Source organism: Aeromonas sp. sif2433 (assembly GCF_019218705.1).
In the GTDB taxonomy this organism is placed as follows: domain Bacteria; phylum Pseudomonadota; class Gammaproteobacteria; order Enterobacterales; family Aeromonadaceae; genus Aeromonas; species Aeromonas encheleia.
This window is the reverse complement of sequence record NZ_JAHUXD010000009.1, coordinates 61,493-77,550: the sequence shown is the minus strand read 5'-3', so window position 1 is coordinate 77,550 and position 16,058 is coordinate 61,493. Positions and strand designations below refer to the sequence as shown.

The 16,058-nt window shown below is 62.9% G+C and carries 15 protein-coding genes; 9 read left to right on the top strand and 6 right to left on the bottom strand.

The window, feature by feature from the left end; genetic code table 11:
- Window positions 1–22: 22 nt before the first annotated feature.
- The 4 genes from KW825_RS14805 to KW825_RS14790 form a co-directional block, all read right to left on the bottom strand.
- A complete protein-coding gene (locus KW825_RS14805; RefSeq protein ID WP_256353871.1) occupies window positions 23–1,102 on the bottom strand; it encodes a polyamine ABC transporter substrate-binding protein in 1,080 nt (359 codons plus the stop codon).
- 123 nt (window positions 1,103–1,225) lie between these two features.
- Window positions 1,226–2,323, bottom strand: coding sequence for an extracellular solute-binding protein (locus KW825_RS14800; RefSeq protein WP_042644596.1), 1,098 nt, complete (start codon window positions 2,321–2,323; stop codon window positions 1,226–1,228).
- Window positions 2,324–2,377: 54 nt separating this feature from the next.
- Window positions 2,378–3,739: an aspartate aminotransferase family protein gene (locus tag KW825_RS14795; RefSeq protein WP_042654411.1), complete on the bottom strand. Its 1,362-nt coding sequence runs from the start codon at window positions 3,737–3,739 to the stop codon at window positions 2,378–2,380.
- A gap of 267 nt (window positions 3,740–4,006) precedes the next feature.
- Window positions 4,007–5,338: a glutamine synthetase family protein gene (locus KW825_RS14790; RefSeq protein ID WP_218292058.1), complete on the bottom strand. Its 1,332-nt coding sequence runs from the start codon at window positions 5,336–5,338 to the stop codon at window positions 4,007–4,009.
- A 463-nt stretch (window positions 5,339–5,801) separates the two neighbouring features.
- Here KW825_RS14790 and KW825_RS14785 point away from each other — a divergent pair, with 463 nt between their 5' ends.
- The 9 genes from KW825_RS14785 to malZ all read left to right on the top strand — a co-directional run bounded on the left by KW825_RS14785 (window position 5,802) and on the right by malZ (window position 14,239).
- On the top strand, window positions 5,802–6,188 hold the full coding sequence (locus KW825_RS14785) for a TraR/DksA C4-type zinc finger protein (RefSeq protein WP_042654413.1): 387 nt from the start codon (window positions 5,802–5,804) through the stop codon (window positions 6,186–6,188).
- A 51-nt stretch (window positions 6,189–6,239) separates the two neighbouring features.
- Window positions 6,240–7,103 (top strand): hypothetical protein, encoded by an 864-nt coding sequence (locus KW825_RS14780; RefSeq protein ID WP_218329644.1) that lies wholly within the window; start codon window positions 6,240–6,242, stop codon window positions 7,101–7,103.
- Window positions 7,104–7,206: 103 nt separating this feature from the next.
- The gene (locus KW825_RS14775) at window positions 7,207–7,656 is read left to right on the top strand and encodes a DUF962 domain-containing protein (protein ID WP_042654415.1); all 450 of its coding nucleotides are present in this window, start codon (window positions 7,207–7,209) and stop codon (window positions 7,654–7,656) included.
- A gap of 16 nt (window positions 7,657–7,672) precedes the next feature.
- Window positions 7,673–8,137, top strand: a complete 465-nt coding sequence (locus tag KW825_RS14770) for a CreA family protein (RefSeq protein WP_218329643.1) — start codon at window positions 7,673–7,675, stop codon at window positions 8,135–8,137.
- Window positions 8,138–8,214: 77 nt separating this feature from the next.
- Window positions 8,215–9,204, top strand: coding sequence for a 2-hydroxyacid dehydrogenase (locus KW825_RS14765; protein ID WP_218329642.1), 990 nt, complete (start codon window positions 8,215–8,217; stop codon window positions 9,202–9,204).
- 102 nt (window positions 9,205–9,306) lie between these two features.
- Entirely contained in the window at window positions 9,307–10,668 is a 1,362-nt protein-coding gene (yegD, locus tag KW825_RS14760; RefSeq protein ID WP_218329641.1) for a molecular chaperone, read from the top strand.
- Between the two features lie 283 nt (window positions 10,669–10,951).
- The gene (locus KW825_RS14755) at window positions 10,952–11,371 is read left to right on the top strand and encodes an META domain-containing protein (protein WP_218292062.1); all 420 of its coding nucleotides are present in this window, start codon (window positions 10,952–10,954) and stop codon (window positions 11,369–11,371) included.
- Window positions 11,372–11,440: 69 nt separating this feature from the next.
- A complete protein-coding gene (locus KW825_RS14750; protein WP_218329640.1) occupies window positions 11,441–12,289 on the top strand; it encodes an HDOD domain-containing protein in 849 nt (282 codons plus the stop codon).
- A gap of 120 nt (window positions 12,290–12,409) precedes the next feature.
- The gene (gene malZ, locus KW825_RS14745) at window positions 12,410–14,239 is read left to right on the top strand and encodes a maltodextrin glucosidase (RefSeq protein ID WP_218329639.1); all 1,830 of its coding nucleotides are present in this window, start codon (window positions 12,410–12,412) and stop codon (window positions 14,237–14,239) included.
- Between the two features lie 47 nt (window positions 14,240–14,286).
- On the opposite strand, the gene KW825_RS14740 is transcribed toward malZ, so the two are convergent.
- Window positions 14,287–14,820, bottom strand: a complete 534-nt coding sequence (locus KW825_RS14740) for an ATP--cob(I)alamin adenosyltransferase (RefSeq protein ID WP_042654422.1) — start codon at window positions 14,818–14,820, stop codon at window positions 14,287–14,289.
- A 95-nt stretch (window positions 14,821–14,915) separates the two neighbouring features.
- Entirely contained in the window at window positions 14,916–16,043 is a 1,128-nt protein-coding gene (locus tag KW825_RS14735) for a DUF5610 domain-containing protein (RefSeq protein WP_218329638.1), read from the bottom strand.
- Window positions 16,044–16,058 lie beyond the last annotated feature (15 nt).

Below are 16,058 nucleotides of genomic sequence, written 5' to 3'. Positions count from 1 at the left end.
CGCCCCGGGGTGGGCGCCAAGGTTAGGTTCCGGACTTGATCTTGGTCCAACTCCGGGTGATCAGGCGCTGTACCGAACGGGGATGTGACTCCTGCACATACAACCGCTCCAGCACCGCCTGGGGGGGATAGACGGATTCGTCATCGCGCACGCGCTTCTCCATGTACTCTCCCGCCTTGGTGTTGGGGTTCGCATACCCCACATAGTCGCTCACCTTGGCGATCACCTGCGGCTCGAGAATATAGTTGATCAGGGCGTGTGCCTCTTTGACATTGGTGGCATCGGCCGGGATCGCCATCATGTCGAACCAGAGATTGCCGCCTTCCTTGGGGATGCTGTAGGCAATATTGATCCCCTTGCCTGCCTCGTTGGCCCGGGCCGCCGCCTGCAGGATGTCACCGGAGAAGCCGGCCGCCACGCAGATGTCGCCGTTGGCCAGATCGCCGATGTACTTGGAGGAGTGGAAGTAGGCCACATAGGGGCGCACCTTCAGCAGCTGCTCCTCGGCACGCTTGAGATCGGCCGGATCATGGCTGTTGGGGTTGAGGCCGAGGTAGTTCAGGGCGGCCGGGATCATCTCATCGGCCGAATCGAGGAAGGCGACGCCACAATGGGACAGCTTCTCCATGTTGCCCGGCTCGAAGATGATCGCCCAGGAATCGATCTTGTCGACCCCCAGCACCGCCTTGACCTTGTCGACGTTGTAACCGATGCCGTTGGTACCCCACAGGTAGGGCACGGCGTACTGATGGCCGGGATCCACCTTGTCGAGCTGCTTGAGCAGCAGGGGATCCAGGTTGACCATGTTGGGCAGCAGGGCGGGATCCAGCTTCTGGAATGCCCCCGCCTGGATCTGCTTGGCCAGGAAATTGTTGGAAGGCACGACCAGATCATAACCGGTACGCCCGGTCAGCAGCTTGCCCTCTAGCGTCTCATTGGAATCGAACACGTCGTAGACGGTCTTGATCCCGGTCTTCTGCTGAAAGTCACTGAGGGTGGTCTCGCCGATATAATCGGACCAGTTGTAAAAATGAACCACAGGGGCGGCCTGGGTCAGATTTGCAAACCCCAGGGTCAGGGCCAGCGTTGCTATCTTGGTCATGTGCACTTTGATCAGTCCTCATATTGTGATTTTGCCAGTCGCGCATCCATACACGCCGTCCAACCTGTTCGGGTGGTCACTACCCTCCCGGCCGAACTGCGGACCGGGAGGGGCACTCGTCACTTACTTGCCTGATTTGATCTTGGTCCAGCTGCGGGTCATCAGACGCTGCACCTTGGCCGGCAGATCCGGGAAGACGTACAGCTTCGCCAGGACCTCATCGCTCGGGTAGATACCCGGGTCGTTGCGGATCGCCTCCGAGACCAGCGGCACCGAGGCCTTGTTCCCGCTCGGATAGCTGACCGCATCCGAGATCTTGGCAATCACCTCAGGCTTCATCAGATAGTTGAGGAAGACATGGGCCTCTTCCACGTTCTTCGCATCGGCCGGGATGGCCAGCATGTCGAAGAAGCTGCCTGCCCCCTCTTTCGGGATCACATAGGTCAGATTGACACCATTCTTGGCCTCGATCGCCCTGGACTTGGATTGCTGCAAGTCCCCGGAGTAACCGACCGCCACGCACAGGTTGCCGTTGGCCAGATCCGAAATGTATTTCGAAGAGTGGAAATAGGCGGTATAGGGACGGATGGAGAGGAACAACTCCTCCGCCTTCTTCAACTCATCCGGCTTCTGGCTATCCGGTTTGAAGCCCAGATATTGCAGGGCCGCCGGCAGCATTTCGGTCGGTGAGTCGAGGAAGGAGACACCGCACTCCTTCAACTTGGCCATATTTTCCGGCTTGAACACCAGATCCCAGGAGTTCACCGGCGCATCGGCACCCAGCACCGCCTTCACCTTGTCGATGTTGTAGGCGTAGCCGATGGTGCCCCACAGGTAGGGGATGGAGTACAAGTTGCCCGGGTCACTCGGCTCGAGCGCCTTGAGCAAGGTAGTGTCCAGGTTCTTCCAGTTCGACAGCTTGGCGCGGTCCAGCTTCTGGAACACCCCGGCCTTGATCTGCTTGGCCAGGAAGGGGTTGGACGGCACGACGATGTCATAGCCCGAACTCCCTGCCAGCAACTTGGCTTCCAGCACCTCGTTGCTGTCGAACACGTCATAGATGACCTTGATGCCCGTCTCTTTCTGGAAATCTTCCAGGGTATTTGGCGCGATATAGTCGCTCCAGTTGTAGACGTGCAGTACCTTGTCATCGGCCATCGCCCCAGTACTGACCATGACCAGCGCCACTGAGGCGGCCAGCATTCCCGTTTTAAAAGACATAGTCCTTGTCTCCTAAGCAAATTGTATGCGTAAGCCAACCTGCTCGGGTACAGCCTATTCCTGCAGCTTCGCAGCCGTCAGATCCAGACTGAGCCTGGCCAGTTTGACCAATTCATCTACCTGTTCCTCGGTGATCACCAAGGGGGGCGATATGATCATGGTATCGCCGACCGCCCTCATCACCAAGCCATTGTTAAAGCAGAACTCCCGACAGGTCATCCCCGCCTGCTGCTGGGCTGGGAAGCGACGCTTGGTCTGCTTGTCCTGGACTATTTCCAACGCGGCGACCAGGCCTTTACCCCGGGTTTCTCCCACCAGCGGGTGATCGGCCAGCTCGCTCCAGCGACGTTGCAAATAGGGGCCAATGCTATCATGAATTCGCTTAACTATGCTCTCCCTCTGCATAAGCTGGATGTTGGCGATGGCCACGGCGCAGGCCACCGGGTGACCGGAATAGGTGAAGCCGTGGTTGAACTCGCCCCCCTCTTCCACCAGCACCTTGGCGACTCTGTCGCCGACCATCACGGCCCCCATCGGCAGATAGCCCGAGGTGATGCCCTTGGCCAGGCACATCAGGTCCGGCTTGATGCCAAAGTCTTCGCTGGCGAACCAGTGGCCGGTGCGACCGAAACCGCAGATCACCTCGTCGGCGATCAGCAGGATGCCGTACTTGTCACAGATGCGCTGGATCTCGGGCCAGTAGCTGTCGGGCGGGATGATGACGCCGCCGGCCCCCTGGATGGGCTCGCCGATGAAGGCGGCGACCTTGTCCACCCCCAGCTCCAGGATCTTCAGCTCCAGCTGACGGGCGCGCTCCAGCCCGAACTCATGGGCGCTCACCCCCTGCCCCTCACCGAAGTGGTAAGGCTGATCGATGTGGACTATGCCGGGGATCGGCAGCCCGCCCTGGGCGTGCATGCCTTTCATCCCACCCAGGCTGGCCCCCGCCACGGTGGAACCGTGGTAGGCGTTGTGGCGGCTGATGATCACCTGCTTGTCCGGCTGCCCCTTGCTGGCCCAGTAGTGGCGCACCATGCGCAGCACGGTGTCGTTGCACTCTGAACCCGAGCCGGTGAAGAAGACATGGTTGAGATGAGACGGCGTGATCTCGGCCAGCAGGGTCGCCAGCTCGGCAGCGGGCGGATGGCTGGTCTGGAAGAAGAGGTTGTAATAGGGCAGTTGTTGCATCTGTTTGGTGGCGGCATCCACCAGCTCCTGGCGACCGTAACCCATGTTGACGCACCACAGGCCCGCCATCCCGTCCAGGATGCGGCGCCCGTCGGAGTCTTCCAGATAGACCCCCTCGGCCTTGGTGATGATGCGGCTGCCCTTGTTGTTCAGCGCCTGAAAATCGGTAAAGGGATGCAGGTGATGGCTGGCATCCAGTTGTTGCCACTCACGAGTGGTGTGCTGCATTGCTTGCTCCTCGGTTCCTTCGATATGAGCGGGAAAGGCCGGTATCAGCCTCCATGCACTACCACCCTCGAGTGATGTGCGACCCAGTTTGCTGCTGCTTGGTACTATCGCCATACGGGAGCGGCGGGTACTCGTCGCCCTGCACTGCCACTCATAATGAGCAGCGTGCGACCCGGTTTGTTGCTGTTTGGTGCTTTCACTCTCGGCGGGAGAGGCCGGCATCGACCTCCCCCTGTCGGGGTTGCGTGCGCCTTGCACGCACCGACATCACACGTTCAGCAGCAGGAATTCCCGTTCCCAACGACTGATGACCCCGAAGTAGGTCTCGTATTCCTTGCGCTTGACCGCGACGAAGGCGCGGATGAAACGCTCGCCCAGCATCTCCTTGATGGGCTCGCACTGTTCCAGGTGGCTCAGCGACTCCTCCAGCGAGCGGGGCAGGCTGTAGGGCAGGTCGTAGGCGCTCGCCTTCATCTCCTGCATCGGCTCCAGCTTCTCCATCATGCCGAGGTAGCCACAGGCCAGGGTCGCGGCCAGTGCCAGATAGGGGTTGGCATCGGCGCCGGCGAAGCGGTTCTCCACCCGACGCGCGCTGGCCTCGGAGAAGGGCACCCGCAGGCCGCAGGTGCGGTTCTCCACGCCCCACTGCACGTTGCGCGGCGCACTCTCACCGAAGGTGAGGCGGCGGTAGGAGTTGACGTTCGGCGCCAGCAGCGCGGTCACGGCCGGGGTATATTTCTGCAGTCCGGCGATGAAGTGCATGAACAGCTCGGTGTTGCCGCCATTGTCCGTGCCGAACAGGTTGCGCCCCTCGGCATCCTCCAGGCTCTGGTGGATGTGCATGGCGGAGCCCGGCTCTTCACTCATGGGCTTGGCCATGAAGGTGGCGTAGATGCCGTGCTTGTGCGCCGCCTCACGCATGGTGCGCTTGAACAGGAACACCTGATCCGCCAGGTCGATGGCGTCACCGTGCAGGAAGTTGATCTCCATCTGGGCGGCACCGGACTCGTGGATCAGGGTGTCCACCTCCAGCTCCTGCGCCTCGCAGTAGTCGTACATGTCCTCGAAGATGGGGTCGAATTCGTTGACCGCATCGATACTGAACGACTGGCGGGCAGTCTCGGGGCGGCCGTTGCGACCCACGGGCGGCACCAGCGGATAGTCGGGGTCTTCGTTGCGCTTGACCAGGTAGAATTCGAGCTCGGGGGCCACCACCGGCTTCCAGCCCTGCTTCTCATAGAATGACAGGACCCGGCGCAGCACGGAGCGCGGCGCGATGTCGATCAGCTTGCCATTGATATCGAAGCAATCGTGGATCACCTGAGCGGTGGGCTCCAGCGCCCAGGGCACGAAACGAATGGTGTTGGGATCGGGGTAGAGCTGCATGTCCCGCTCCAGCGGGTCTATCATGCTGTCGTCATCCGGATACTCGCCGGTCACCGTCTGGGTGAAGATGATCTCGGGTAGCCGCATGCCCCCCTCGCGCAGAAATTTATTGGCTGGAATGATTTTGCCTCGGGCATTGCCGGTGAAGTCCGGAAACAGGCACTCCACTTCCGTGATGCGATTACTCTCCATCCAGCCCTTGATACTGTCCATGTTAAACCCCGACTCTACGGTTGTCATTGGCAAGGGTGTCTAATATATGGAACACCCATGTTAAAAAAATGTAATCAACAGCACCATAAAAGCCCGTGATAATGGCCTTTGTCAAGCGGTGGTGTTTAAAAAACTATAATTAATGGCCTATATAATGACCAGGCCGGCACCAAATACTAAACACCTTGTATCACCATCAGCTCACTGCAAGCCCAGTGCCAACGGCGGGTCGCTCAGGGGGCCAGGCTCCGTCAGGGCCTGTCCGAAAAGGGTCATTTTCTTGCAAGGGCGCACAGTCCTTATCCAATCTGCTTTGCATGCCTGCATTTTTTTGGTACAAGGCCCGCCCTGATTTGCACTCTCCTGCATGGATTTGGTGCAAATCGGGATACAGGGGCTTGGTCTGCAAGCAGACAGCCCCCATAAATAGGGAAAATTGGGAAACTGACTGGTAGTAAACGCTATGTGTGATTTCATGACTGAAGACCAACTGGCCTTTTACAAGGGTCAGATCGAGCGACAAATCGTCGAACTCGAAGATCGTCTCAACTCCCAAGCCAGCCAGGCCATCGCCACCGATACCAACGAGATGGCTGATGAAATTGACCGTGCCAGCATCGAGGAAGCCCGCCGTCTGGAGCTGAACCGCATCGAGCACGACAAGTTGCATCTGCGCAAGCTGAAAGGGGCGTTGAAACGCATCAATGAAGGGGAATTTGGCTACTGCGAATCCTGCGGTGACGAAATTTCCCTCAAGCGACTGCAGGCTCGTCCTGAGTCCCGTTTCTGCGTCGAATGCCAGAGCACCAAGGAATTCAACGATACCCACGTGTTCCGTCGCGTCGCCTGATTCTTCTGATAGACTCCGGGCAAGTCCCGGAATCTATCAGGAGAGCAGAGAGTGAAATGGCTCATCAAGCTGTGTTTGTGCCTGCCGTTGCTGGCACAAGCACAGACTCTCACCGTCAAGGTCCCCAGCCGGCCGATCAACGACCTCGATAACGAATACCAGCTCAAGCTGCTGGAACTGGCACTCAACCACGCCGGTCAGCCGTTCAAGCTGGAGCGGGTCGAACTCAATCTCAATCAGTACAGCCTGCAGCAAGAGCTACGCAAGGGCAAAACCATCAACGTGTTCTGGATGGGTACCTCCAGCACCCTCGAATCCGCCCTCATCCCCATCCCCATCCCGCTGTTCCGTGGCCTGGAAGGGTTGAGGATCGCCTTCATCCATCGCGATGCCCAGGAGAAGTTCAATCAGGTGGGCTCGCTGGCCGACCTCAAGGTCATGAAGGCGGCTCAGGGCGTCGGCTGGGCAGACAACAAGATCCTGGAGCTGGCGGGCATCCCGACCTACGCGGGCCGTTACAGCAACCTGTTCCGCCTCATCAACGACGGCGACAAGCTCGACTTCTTCCCCCGCGGCCTGGTGGAGGTCTTCGCCGAGAGCCATGAGCTGCTGGCCCAATACCCCAACCTCACCATCGAGCAACACCTGTTGCTGCGCTACCCCTTCGCCGAGTTCTTCTTTGTCAGCCCCGAGTCCCCCAAGCTGGCCAAGGCGATCCAGACCGGGTTGGAGCGCGCCTACGCCGACGGCAGCTTCATGCAGTTCTTCCGGGAGAATCCCAAGGTCCGCGAGGCCCTGGCCAGCGCGAACCTGGAGCAACGCCTGACCATTCCGCTGGTCAATCCGGACATGACCCCCTTGCTCAGGAGCATCCCGGCCCAATATTGGGAATATCCGCCCCGGCAAGGGCAGTAAGGCAGCACGATCACAGCCTGGGGCCCCATGAGGCCACTACAGATCTGGTGCCCGCCAGGGAGAGGCGGGCCATGAGTTTCACTTACAGCACCAGGGAGGTGCCATGAAACGACTCGATGACTGGTTCGGCGACTATGGTCAGAGCCACCGCCACCCCACCAATGTGGCGATCCACAAGGTGGCGGTCCCCGGCATCTACCTGTGCGGGCTCGCCCTGCTGTGGTGCCTGCCGAGGGGGCCCCTGCCATTCGGGCTCAACTGGGCAATACTGGCGGCCATCCCGGTGCTGCTGTTCTACCTGCGCCTGTCACGCCCGCTGTTCTGGGGCATGGCGGGGTTCACCGCCCTGGGGCTGGTGGCCTGCGCCTTGTGGCAGGGGCCCCTGCTGCTGCCGGCGCTGGTCGCGTTCGTGCTGCTCTGGATAGCCCAGTTTGTCGGCCACAGGATCGAGGGCAAGCGCCCCTCCTTCCTCGCCGACCTGCAATTCTTGCTGATCGGCCCCGCCTGGGTGCTGGCCAGTCTCTACAGTCGTTTGGGCCTGTCTTACCGATAGGCCGGGAGGAGTCTCAATGTCGTACCGTCGTCCCCTGCTGCTGCTCGTCGCCCTGCTCGCCGGCCCCGCCCTCGCGGACAAGGCCGATCCCGTCGGCGAGGTGAGCACCGCCTTCAAGCTGGTCGGCCCCAACCACAAGATCCTGGTGGAGGCGTTCGACGATCCCCGCATCGATGGCGTCGCCTGCTATCTGGCGCGCCCCAAGACCGGCGGCGTCAAGGGCGGGCTGGGGCTGGCGGAGGATCCCTCCCATGCCTCCCTCTCCTGCCACCAGATTGGCCCCATCACCCTGCCCGCCAAGTTGAAGGCGGGGGAAGAGGTGTTCGATGTCAGCACCTCCCTGGTGTTCAAGGAGCAGAAAGTGGTGCGTTTTTACGACAAAAAGCGCAACGCCCTGGTCTACCTGACTTACAGCACCAAATTGGTAGATGGTTCTTACAAGAGCGCGGTGAGTGCGGTTCCCATCATGCCCTGGGGCTGATCCCCCACCATTTATCCCGTGCTCAACACCTCAAGCTGTTGTAATTTAACTACATCGATATCTGCGGAGAGCGCATCATGAAAGTCGCCGTTTTCAGTACCAAGAGCTATGACAAGGAACACTTCAATCAGGCCAACAGCCAGTACGGCTTCGAGCTGGAGTTCTTCGACGTACGGCTGGAAGCCAAGACCGCCCGCCTCGCCCACCACTTCCCCGTGGTCTGCCTGTTCGTCAACGATGACGCCGACCGGGCGGTGCTGACCGAACTGGCCGCCAACGGCACCAGGGTGATCGCCCTGCGCTGCGCCGGTTACAACAACGTGGATCTGGTCGCCGCCAAGGAGCTGGGGCTCAAGGTGGTGCGGGTGCCCGCCTACTCCCCGGAGGCGGTGGCCGAGCACGCGGTCGGCCTGATGATGACCCTCAACCGCCGCATCCATAAGGCCTACCAGCGCACCCGCGACGCCAACTTCTCGCTGGAAGGGCTGGTCGGTTTCAACATGCACGGCCGCACCGCCGGCATCGTCGGCACCGGCAAGATAGGCATCGCCACCCTGCGCATCCTCAAGGGCTTCGGCATGCGCCTGCTGGTGAGCGACCCCTATCCGAACCAGGCCGCGCTGGATCTCGGCGCCGAGTACGTGGATCTCGACACCCTGTTCCGCCAGTCCGACGTCATCAGCCTGCACTGCCCGCTGTTCAAGGAGAACTATCACCTGCTGAACAAGGAGGCCTTCGCCAAGATGAAGGACGGGGTGATGATCATCAACACCAGCCGCGGCGGCCTGCTCGACTCCAACGCCGCCATCGAGGCGCTCAAGACCGCCCGCATCGGCGCCCTGGGGCTGGACGTGTACGAGGAGGAGGAAGATCTCTTCTTCTCCGACAAGTCCAACGAGGTGATCACCGACGATGTGTTCCGCCGCCTCTCCGCCTGCCACAACGTGCTGTTCACCGGTCACCAGGCCTTCCTGACCCGGGAGGCGCTGCACGCCATCGCCGATACCACCCTCAGCAACATCCAGGCCATCGAGCAGCAGGGCCGCAGCGACAACGAGGTGGAGTAAGCATTCCTCGCATTTAGTCCGTCATTCAGGCGCGCCGGGTTGTGAGACCCGGCGCCTTCGGGTAGGCTACCAGCCCTTTTTTATGCAGGAGCCTGGCCGCCCATGTTTATCGGATTTGATTACGGTACCTCCAACTGCGCCGTCGCCGTGATGGAACAAGGCAGCCCCCGGCTGCTGACCCTGTCAGGCTCCCGCTACCTCCCCTCCACCCTGCACGCCCCCCACAGGGATGCCATCGCCGGCCTGTTGGCCGAACGGCTGACCCCTGCCCGGCAGACCGAGTACCTCAAGCTGCGCGGCCCCGTGGTGACCCGGGCCCAGGCGGTGCGGCGCCAGATGCGCGAGGAGGGGCTCATCGACGAGCTCAGCTTCGGCAATGCGGCGCTGGAGCGCTACCTGGAGGAGCCGGACGACGGTTACTACATCAAGTCGCCCAAGTCCTTCCTCGGCGCCTACGGCCTCAAGGCCCCCCAGATCGCCCTGTTCGAGGACATCGTCTGTGCCATGATGCTGCGGGTCCGCGAGGAGGCGGAGCAGCAGCTCGGTCAACCGGTGCGCGGCGCCGTGATCGGCCGCCCGGTCAACTTCCAGGGGCTGGCGGGGGAGGAGAGCAACCGCCAGGCCATCGCCATCCTGACCGAGGCGGCCCGGCTGGCCGGCTTCGAGCAGGTGGAGTTTCTCTATGAGCCGGTGGCGGCCGGCTTCGAGTTCGAGGCCCGCCTCAGCGAGGATGCCGTGGTGCTGGTGGTGGACATCGGCGGCGGCACCACCGACTGCTCCATGCTGCGCATGGGCCCCAGCCATCGCGATCGGCTGGATCGCAGCGGCGACCTGCTCGGCCACAGCGGCCAGCGGGTCGGTGGCAACGACTTCGACATCCGCCTGACGGTGGAGGGCATGATGCCGCTGCTCGGCATGCACGAGACCCTCAAGACCGGCAAGCCGCTGCCCCATCCGCTGTTCTGGGATGCGGCCGCCATCAACGACGTCAGCGCCCAGAGCCGCTTCTACAGCCTGGATACCGCCCGCCAGCTGCAGGACTTGCAGCTCGACAGCCAGCCCGGCAGCAAGCTGGCGCGGCTCGCCTGCCTGCGCGCCCACAAGCTGAGCCACCAGCTGGTGTGGCGCGCCGAGCAGGGCAAGATCGCGCTGTCCGACCACGAGCTCAATCGGCAATCCCTGAGCGAGCTGGAGAAGGGGCTGGAAGCGGAACTCAGCCGCGAGCAGCTGGCCAGCGCCTCGGCACCCTTGCTGGAGAAGATCGGCGAGCTGATGGATCAGGCCATTGCCGCCGCCGGCGTGCAGCCGGATCGGATCTTCGTCACCGGCGGCAGCGCCCGTTCGCCGCTGATCGCCGCCTTCATCCGCCAGAAGTTGCCCACTATCCCGCTGGAAGGGGGGGATGACTTCGGCTCGGTGGCCGCGGGGCTAGCCCGTTACGCCGAGCGGCTGTTCGCCAACTAACGAGTCTGCCCTCCAGCAGTTGCCTGTCATACGCGCTGGAAGGGGGAGACGTCGGCTCTGTGGTCGCGGGCCTCGCCCGTCATGCCGAGCGGCTGTTCGCCGACTGAGGGCCCGCTGGGGCCCCTGCTGCCGAATTCGAGGCTCAGCGGGACCGGGTGTTGCCATTTGCCGACACCCCCCCGGCCATGAGGGCGACAGAAGCAGTCGGGCTCCCCCTTCGCCGCCCTGCCCCGCAGGCGGCGCCGAGGGTATGCTTGTCGCTCCCATCACCGGAGCCCCTTCGATGCCCAGATTTCTGCTACTGCTGCTCGCCCTGCTTCTGCTCAGCGCCTGCAGCAGTACTCCCGTCTTCGTCCAGCAAGATCTGCAGCACCACCACTGGGTGCTCGACAAGCTGGATGGTCAGCCCATCGCCAGCGCCCGCGTCAATCCGCCCGATATCGAGATAGGTGAGCACTTCACCGTCAACGGCATCGCCGGTTGCAACCGCTACTTCGGCCAGGGCCACCTCGAGGGCAACAGATTCTGGGTCACCAGCCTCGGCAGCACGGCCATGGCCTGCCAGCCCCAGCTCGACAGCATAGAACAGGCGGTCATCGTTACCCTGATGGAGGGAGCCAGCCTGAGCGGGACTCCCCAGACCCTGATCCTGCAGGGGAAACGGCACCGTTTGGAATACCAGCTGCGCGATTGGGTGTACTAGGGCTCACAAAACCACTCGCCGACAGGAACAACTGGCCAGCCTGTGGCACACTATGAGGCACTGTTCGCAATGGAGGCTGCCTCAGCCATGTCGATGGATCGCCTGTTTGGCAAGATCAAGCAACTGCCCACAATCCCGCAGCTACTGCACGAACTGATGCTGAGTTTCAGCGACGAGAATGCCCGCATCGACGAGATCGCGGCCAAGATCGCCATGGACCAGGTCATCAGCGTCAAGGTGCTGCGGATGGCCAACTCGGCCGCCCTGCGCCGGGGCAACGAGGTCACCTCCATCGAGCAGGCGGTGATCCGGCTCGGCTTCAACCGGCTGCGCTCCGTGGTGGTCGCCTCCGGCATCATCAGCAGCTTCAAGGCTCCCCCCAGCTTCGACAAGCACCGCTTCTGGACCCAGACCTTCCAGGTGGCCACCATAGCCCGCACCCTGGCCCTGCAGACCAAGGTGGTGGATGCGGAGACCGCCTTCACCTGCGCGCTGATCCACAACATCGGCGAGCTGCTCATCCAGAGCACCCTGCCGGAGGAGGCCGAGCTCATCAGCCTGGCCATCGAGAAGGGCAGCAGCCGGGTCGAGGCCCAGCGGGAGATGCTGGGCTACGACTACGCCCAGCTCGGCGCCGAGCTGGCGCGGCGCTGGAACCTGTCGGAATCCTTCGTCGATGCCATCTCCCAGCAGTTGGACCCGCTCTCCTATCAGCCGGTCAGCAAGGAGGCGGTGCTGATCCGGCTCGCCGTCTTCGTCTCCTTCGCCTGGCATGCCGGGGTGCCGGCCCAGGCCATCATAGCCCGCTTCCCCACGCCGCTCGCCGACCAGCTCGGGCTGGATCCCAGCACCCTGGCGGACCAGCTCGAACAGCTCCATGAACAGGGCAATGCCCTCGCCGAGCTGCTGACCCAGTAGATCCACGGTGGCCGACCAGAGCGGGTCCGATCCCCGCCTCACTCTGGTCGGTCAACACCCACAACTTCACGAACAGGGTAGTAATATGGCCCTCGCCGACCTTCTGACGCAGTAGACATCATGACTCCTCCCTTCCTGTTTCACCCCCAGGTGGCACCCTGGTTCAAAGAGCGTGCCGATGCCCTGTTGCTCACCCTGTTCAGCGAGCTGGACAGCCCGATCCGGGAGGTGTGGCTGCGCCACGAGCCGGACAACGAGGAGTACCTGCTGGCCATGACCCCGGTCTCGACCCGGGACCGGCTACAGGTCTGGCAGGTCGAGCTGCCGCTGGCCAGGGGGCAGGACATCCACCTCTACTGCTTCAAGTGCCTCACCGATGAGCAGCAGTGGTGGCTGCACGGGGCCGGTGTCAGCGCCGCCATGCCGCCGCGCGAGCAGCATTTCCGCTTCAACAGCCTGCATCAGCCGCCGGCCTGGGTACAGGATCAGGTGTTCTACCAGATCTTCCCCGACCGCTTCTGCAACGGCGATCCCTCCCTCAGCGTGCGTCATCACGAGTACGAATACCGGGGCAAGGCCGTCATCAGCAAGGCCTGGGGAGAGCCGGTCAGCCGGCACGAGGAGGGCCATGCCGCCTGTGAATTCTACGGCGGCGATCTGGCGGGAATCGATGCCAAGCTGCACTACCTGCAGTCCCTCGGCATCACGGCGCTCTACCTCAACCCCATCTTCGACTCGCCGAGCAACCACAAGTACGACACCCAGGATTACTACGGCGTCGACCCGCACCTCGGCAGCAATGAGCAGTTCGCCGAGCTGACCCGCAACCTGCACCAGCGCGGCATGAGGATCATCCTGGATGCCGTGGTCAACCACACCTCGACCGAGCACCCCTGGTTCTGCCCGCCGCAGGGGGCCAAGAGCAACCCGGATTCCCCCTGGCGCAGCTTCTACACCTTCGATCAGGAGGGGGATTACGTCAGCTGGAAGGGGATCCGCAGCCTGCCCAAGCTCGACTTCGCCAGCGCCAAGGTGCAGGACGCCGTCTATCGCGCAGACAACGCCATTCTGCGCTACTGGATGCGCGCCCCCTACCAGATCGACGGCTGGCGCTTCGACGTCATCCACATGCTGGGGGAGCGTGGCACAGCCATGGGTAACAGCGGCCACGTGCGCGCCATTCGCGGCGCGGTGAAGCAGGAGAACCCGGATGCTTACGTGCTCGGCGAGCACTTCTTCGAGGCGAGCCAGTGGCTGCAGGGGGATCAGGAAGACGGCGCCATGAACTACTACGGCTTCGCCCACCCGGTGCGCGCCTTCCTGGCGGGGCAAGACATCGCCTACCACCCCATCAGGATCAGCGCCGAGGAGCTGGACAGCTGGCTCAAGCTGGCGCGGGCCCACATCCCGTTCAAGAACCAGCTGGCCCAGTTCAACCTGCTGGACAGCCACGACACCGCCCGTTTCCTCTACCTGCTGGGGGAGGACAAGCAGCGCATGCGGCTGGCTGCCACCCTGCTGCTCACCTACATAGGCGTACCGTCCATCTACTACGGCGACGAGGTGGGGCTCTCCGGCGGCAACGATCCGGACTGCCGTCGCTGCTTCCCCTGGGAGACCACCGACTGGGATCATGTGCTGCACGATCACTATCGGCGCCTGATCCAGCTGCGCAAGCAGCGGCCCGCCCTGCGCCGGGGTGACATCCAGACCCTCTACGCCGGCCCCCACAGCTATGTGTTCGCCCGCACCCTGCAGAGCGATCAGGTGGTGGTGGCCTGCAACCGCCACCCCACCGAGCCGCGTACCATCAGCCTGCCCCTGTGGCAGACCGCCAGCCCCGCCAGCCGCTTCACCGACGCCTTCAACGGCGACAAGTTCGAGGTGGTGCAGGGCCAGCTGCAACTCACCATCCCGGCCAACTCGGCCAGGGTGCTGCTCTCGAGCTGAGATAAAAAAACCGGAGCAGATGCTCCGGTTTTTGTTGGCGCTCAGGCTCAGTAGTTGATGCTGACGTAGGGCACTTCCGGCACGTCCCAGGCCTGCTTGAGGTAGACGGTCAGCACGAAGAAGAAGTTCGCGAGCAGGTTGGCGAAGCGGTAGAGGATGGGATCGAAGCGCACGCCGCTCTCCTCCAGGCGCACCAGCAGCCGCACCACCTTCTTGCTGCCGCAACGGCACAGGTGCAGGGTGGGGATGGGTTGCGGCCCCTGGGGCAGCACGAAGCCGGTGACCCGGCCACGACTCGCCTCGTTGTAGTGATCGTAACGCCCCTTCAACCAGTCCAGATCCGCCTCGAAGATCCCCAGCTTGCCGCGCACCGAGCCGTTGAGGTTGTAGATGAGCCGCTGCAGGGCCCCCAGATCGGCCAGCATGGCCTCGGTATCGGCCTTGGGTGCCAGCTGCGCCAGCACGGCCCCCACCTGACAGCAGAGCTCGTCGGTGGCGATCTCGTAGTCGCACTGGAACTGGGTCTCGAAGATGAAGGGGTAGCAGAGCTCGCGCTTGTCTCTCGGTTTCTTGGGGTTCATGGCATCTTCTGGCTGGGGAAAAGGGCAGTTTGCCAGCCCGGGCCCGGACTGGCAAACGACCCGTACCCAGGGTCGGCAGGGGCGACGGCGCCAGGCTAGCTCGTCGTCATCTGCTGGCCGAGCAGCCTCATGGCCTCCAGCATCCGCTGGTTGAAGCCGAGAAAGCCCGCGCTCTGGGCCGGATCGACCTGACCCCGCGCCGCCAGCACCGCCGGCGTCAGCGCCTGCTGGGAGGAAGCCGGCAGCGCGGCATCGGCCCCTCGCTGCCACTGGCTCAGCAGGGGCAGATAGTCCGCCAGCGGCTTCAGGCTCTCCTGCAGCGAGTGTGCCCCCTGATAGGCCTGGCTCAGCTTGCTGCTCTGCTTGAACTTGAGCGAGTAAGAGGCCAGCTGGCTGTCATCCAGCTGCAGCGCGTTCAGCCTGTCCGCCAGCGTCTTGTCATCCCCGCCGAAGAACTGGCCGGCCAGATCGTCCAGCCCCTTGACCAGCTTGCCGATGGCCTCCATCTCGTCGCCGCCGAGCGCCCCTTGCAGCGAGAAGTCGAAGCTCTGGCTCGACTTCAGGCTGAAGCCCTCCTCACGGCGGGACTTGAACTGCCAGCTGTCGCTGAAGCGCAGCATCAGCTGGTCCCCGTCCCGGGTCTCTATCTCGAGGAAGGCCTGCTGCCGGCTGGCCATCTTGGCCGCCCCCAGATCCGTGGTCGAGACCTCGCCGAAGAACTCCTGCTCGAAGGACTCCAGCCCATCCTGGATCAGCTTGTAGCTCTTATCGATGCCGCTCTTGATCTCCTCGTTGTCGGTGGCCCAGTCGCCGAGCTGCTCCCTGGCGCCGCTGAAGCCCATGTCGACTCCCTTGCGCGCCTGCGCCATCATCTCGGCCAGCTCGTCATCGCTCTTGCCATCCGAGCGCGCCGCCCCCAGCCGCCCGCTGACAAATTGCAGCACGTTGTCCGCCACCGACTGGAAGTCGAACAGGGTCTCCGGGGTGATCGGCTCCGGCGGGCTCAGCTTGAACTCCTGATTCTTGGGCGCCTGATAGCGCTGGCCATGCAGCTCAAGCGTGAACTGCAGCGCCTGCTGGATCAGCACCTGCGCCCACTTGGGCGGCCGGTTCAGGGTGACCGCCTCCCCCTCCTCCACCTGCTTTGCCGCCGCCTGCTGAGGTGCCTTGGGGGAGGCCCCCACTCCCTTGGGTTGGGCCGCGCCCACGCCATCTATCTGCATAATCCTTCCTCCCGC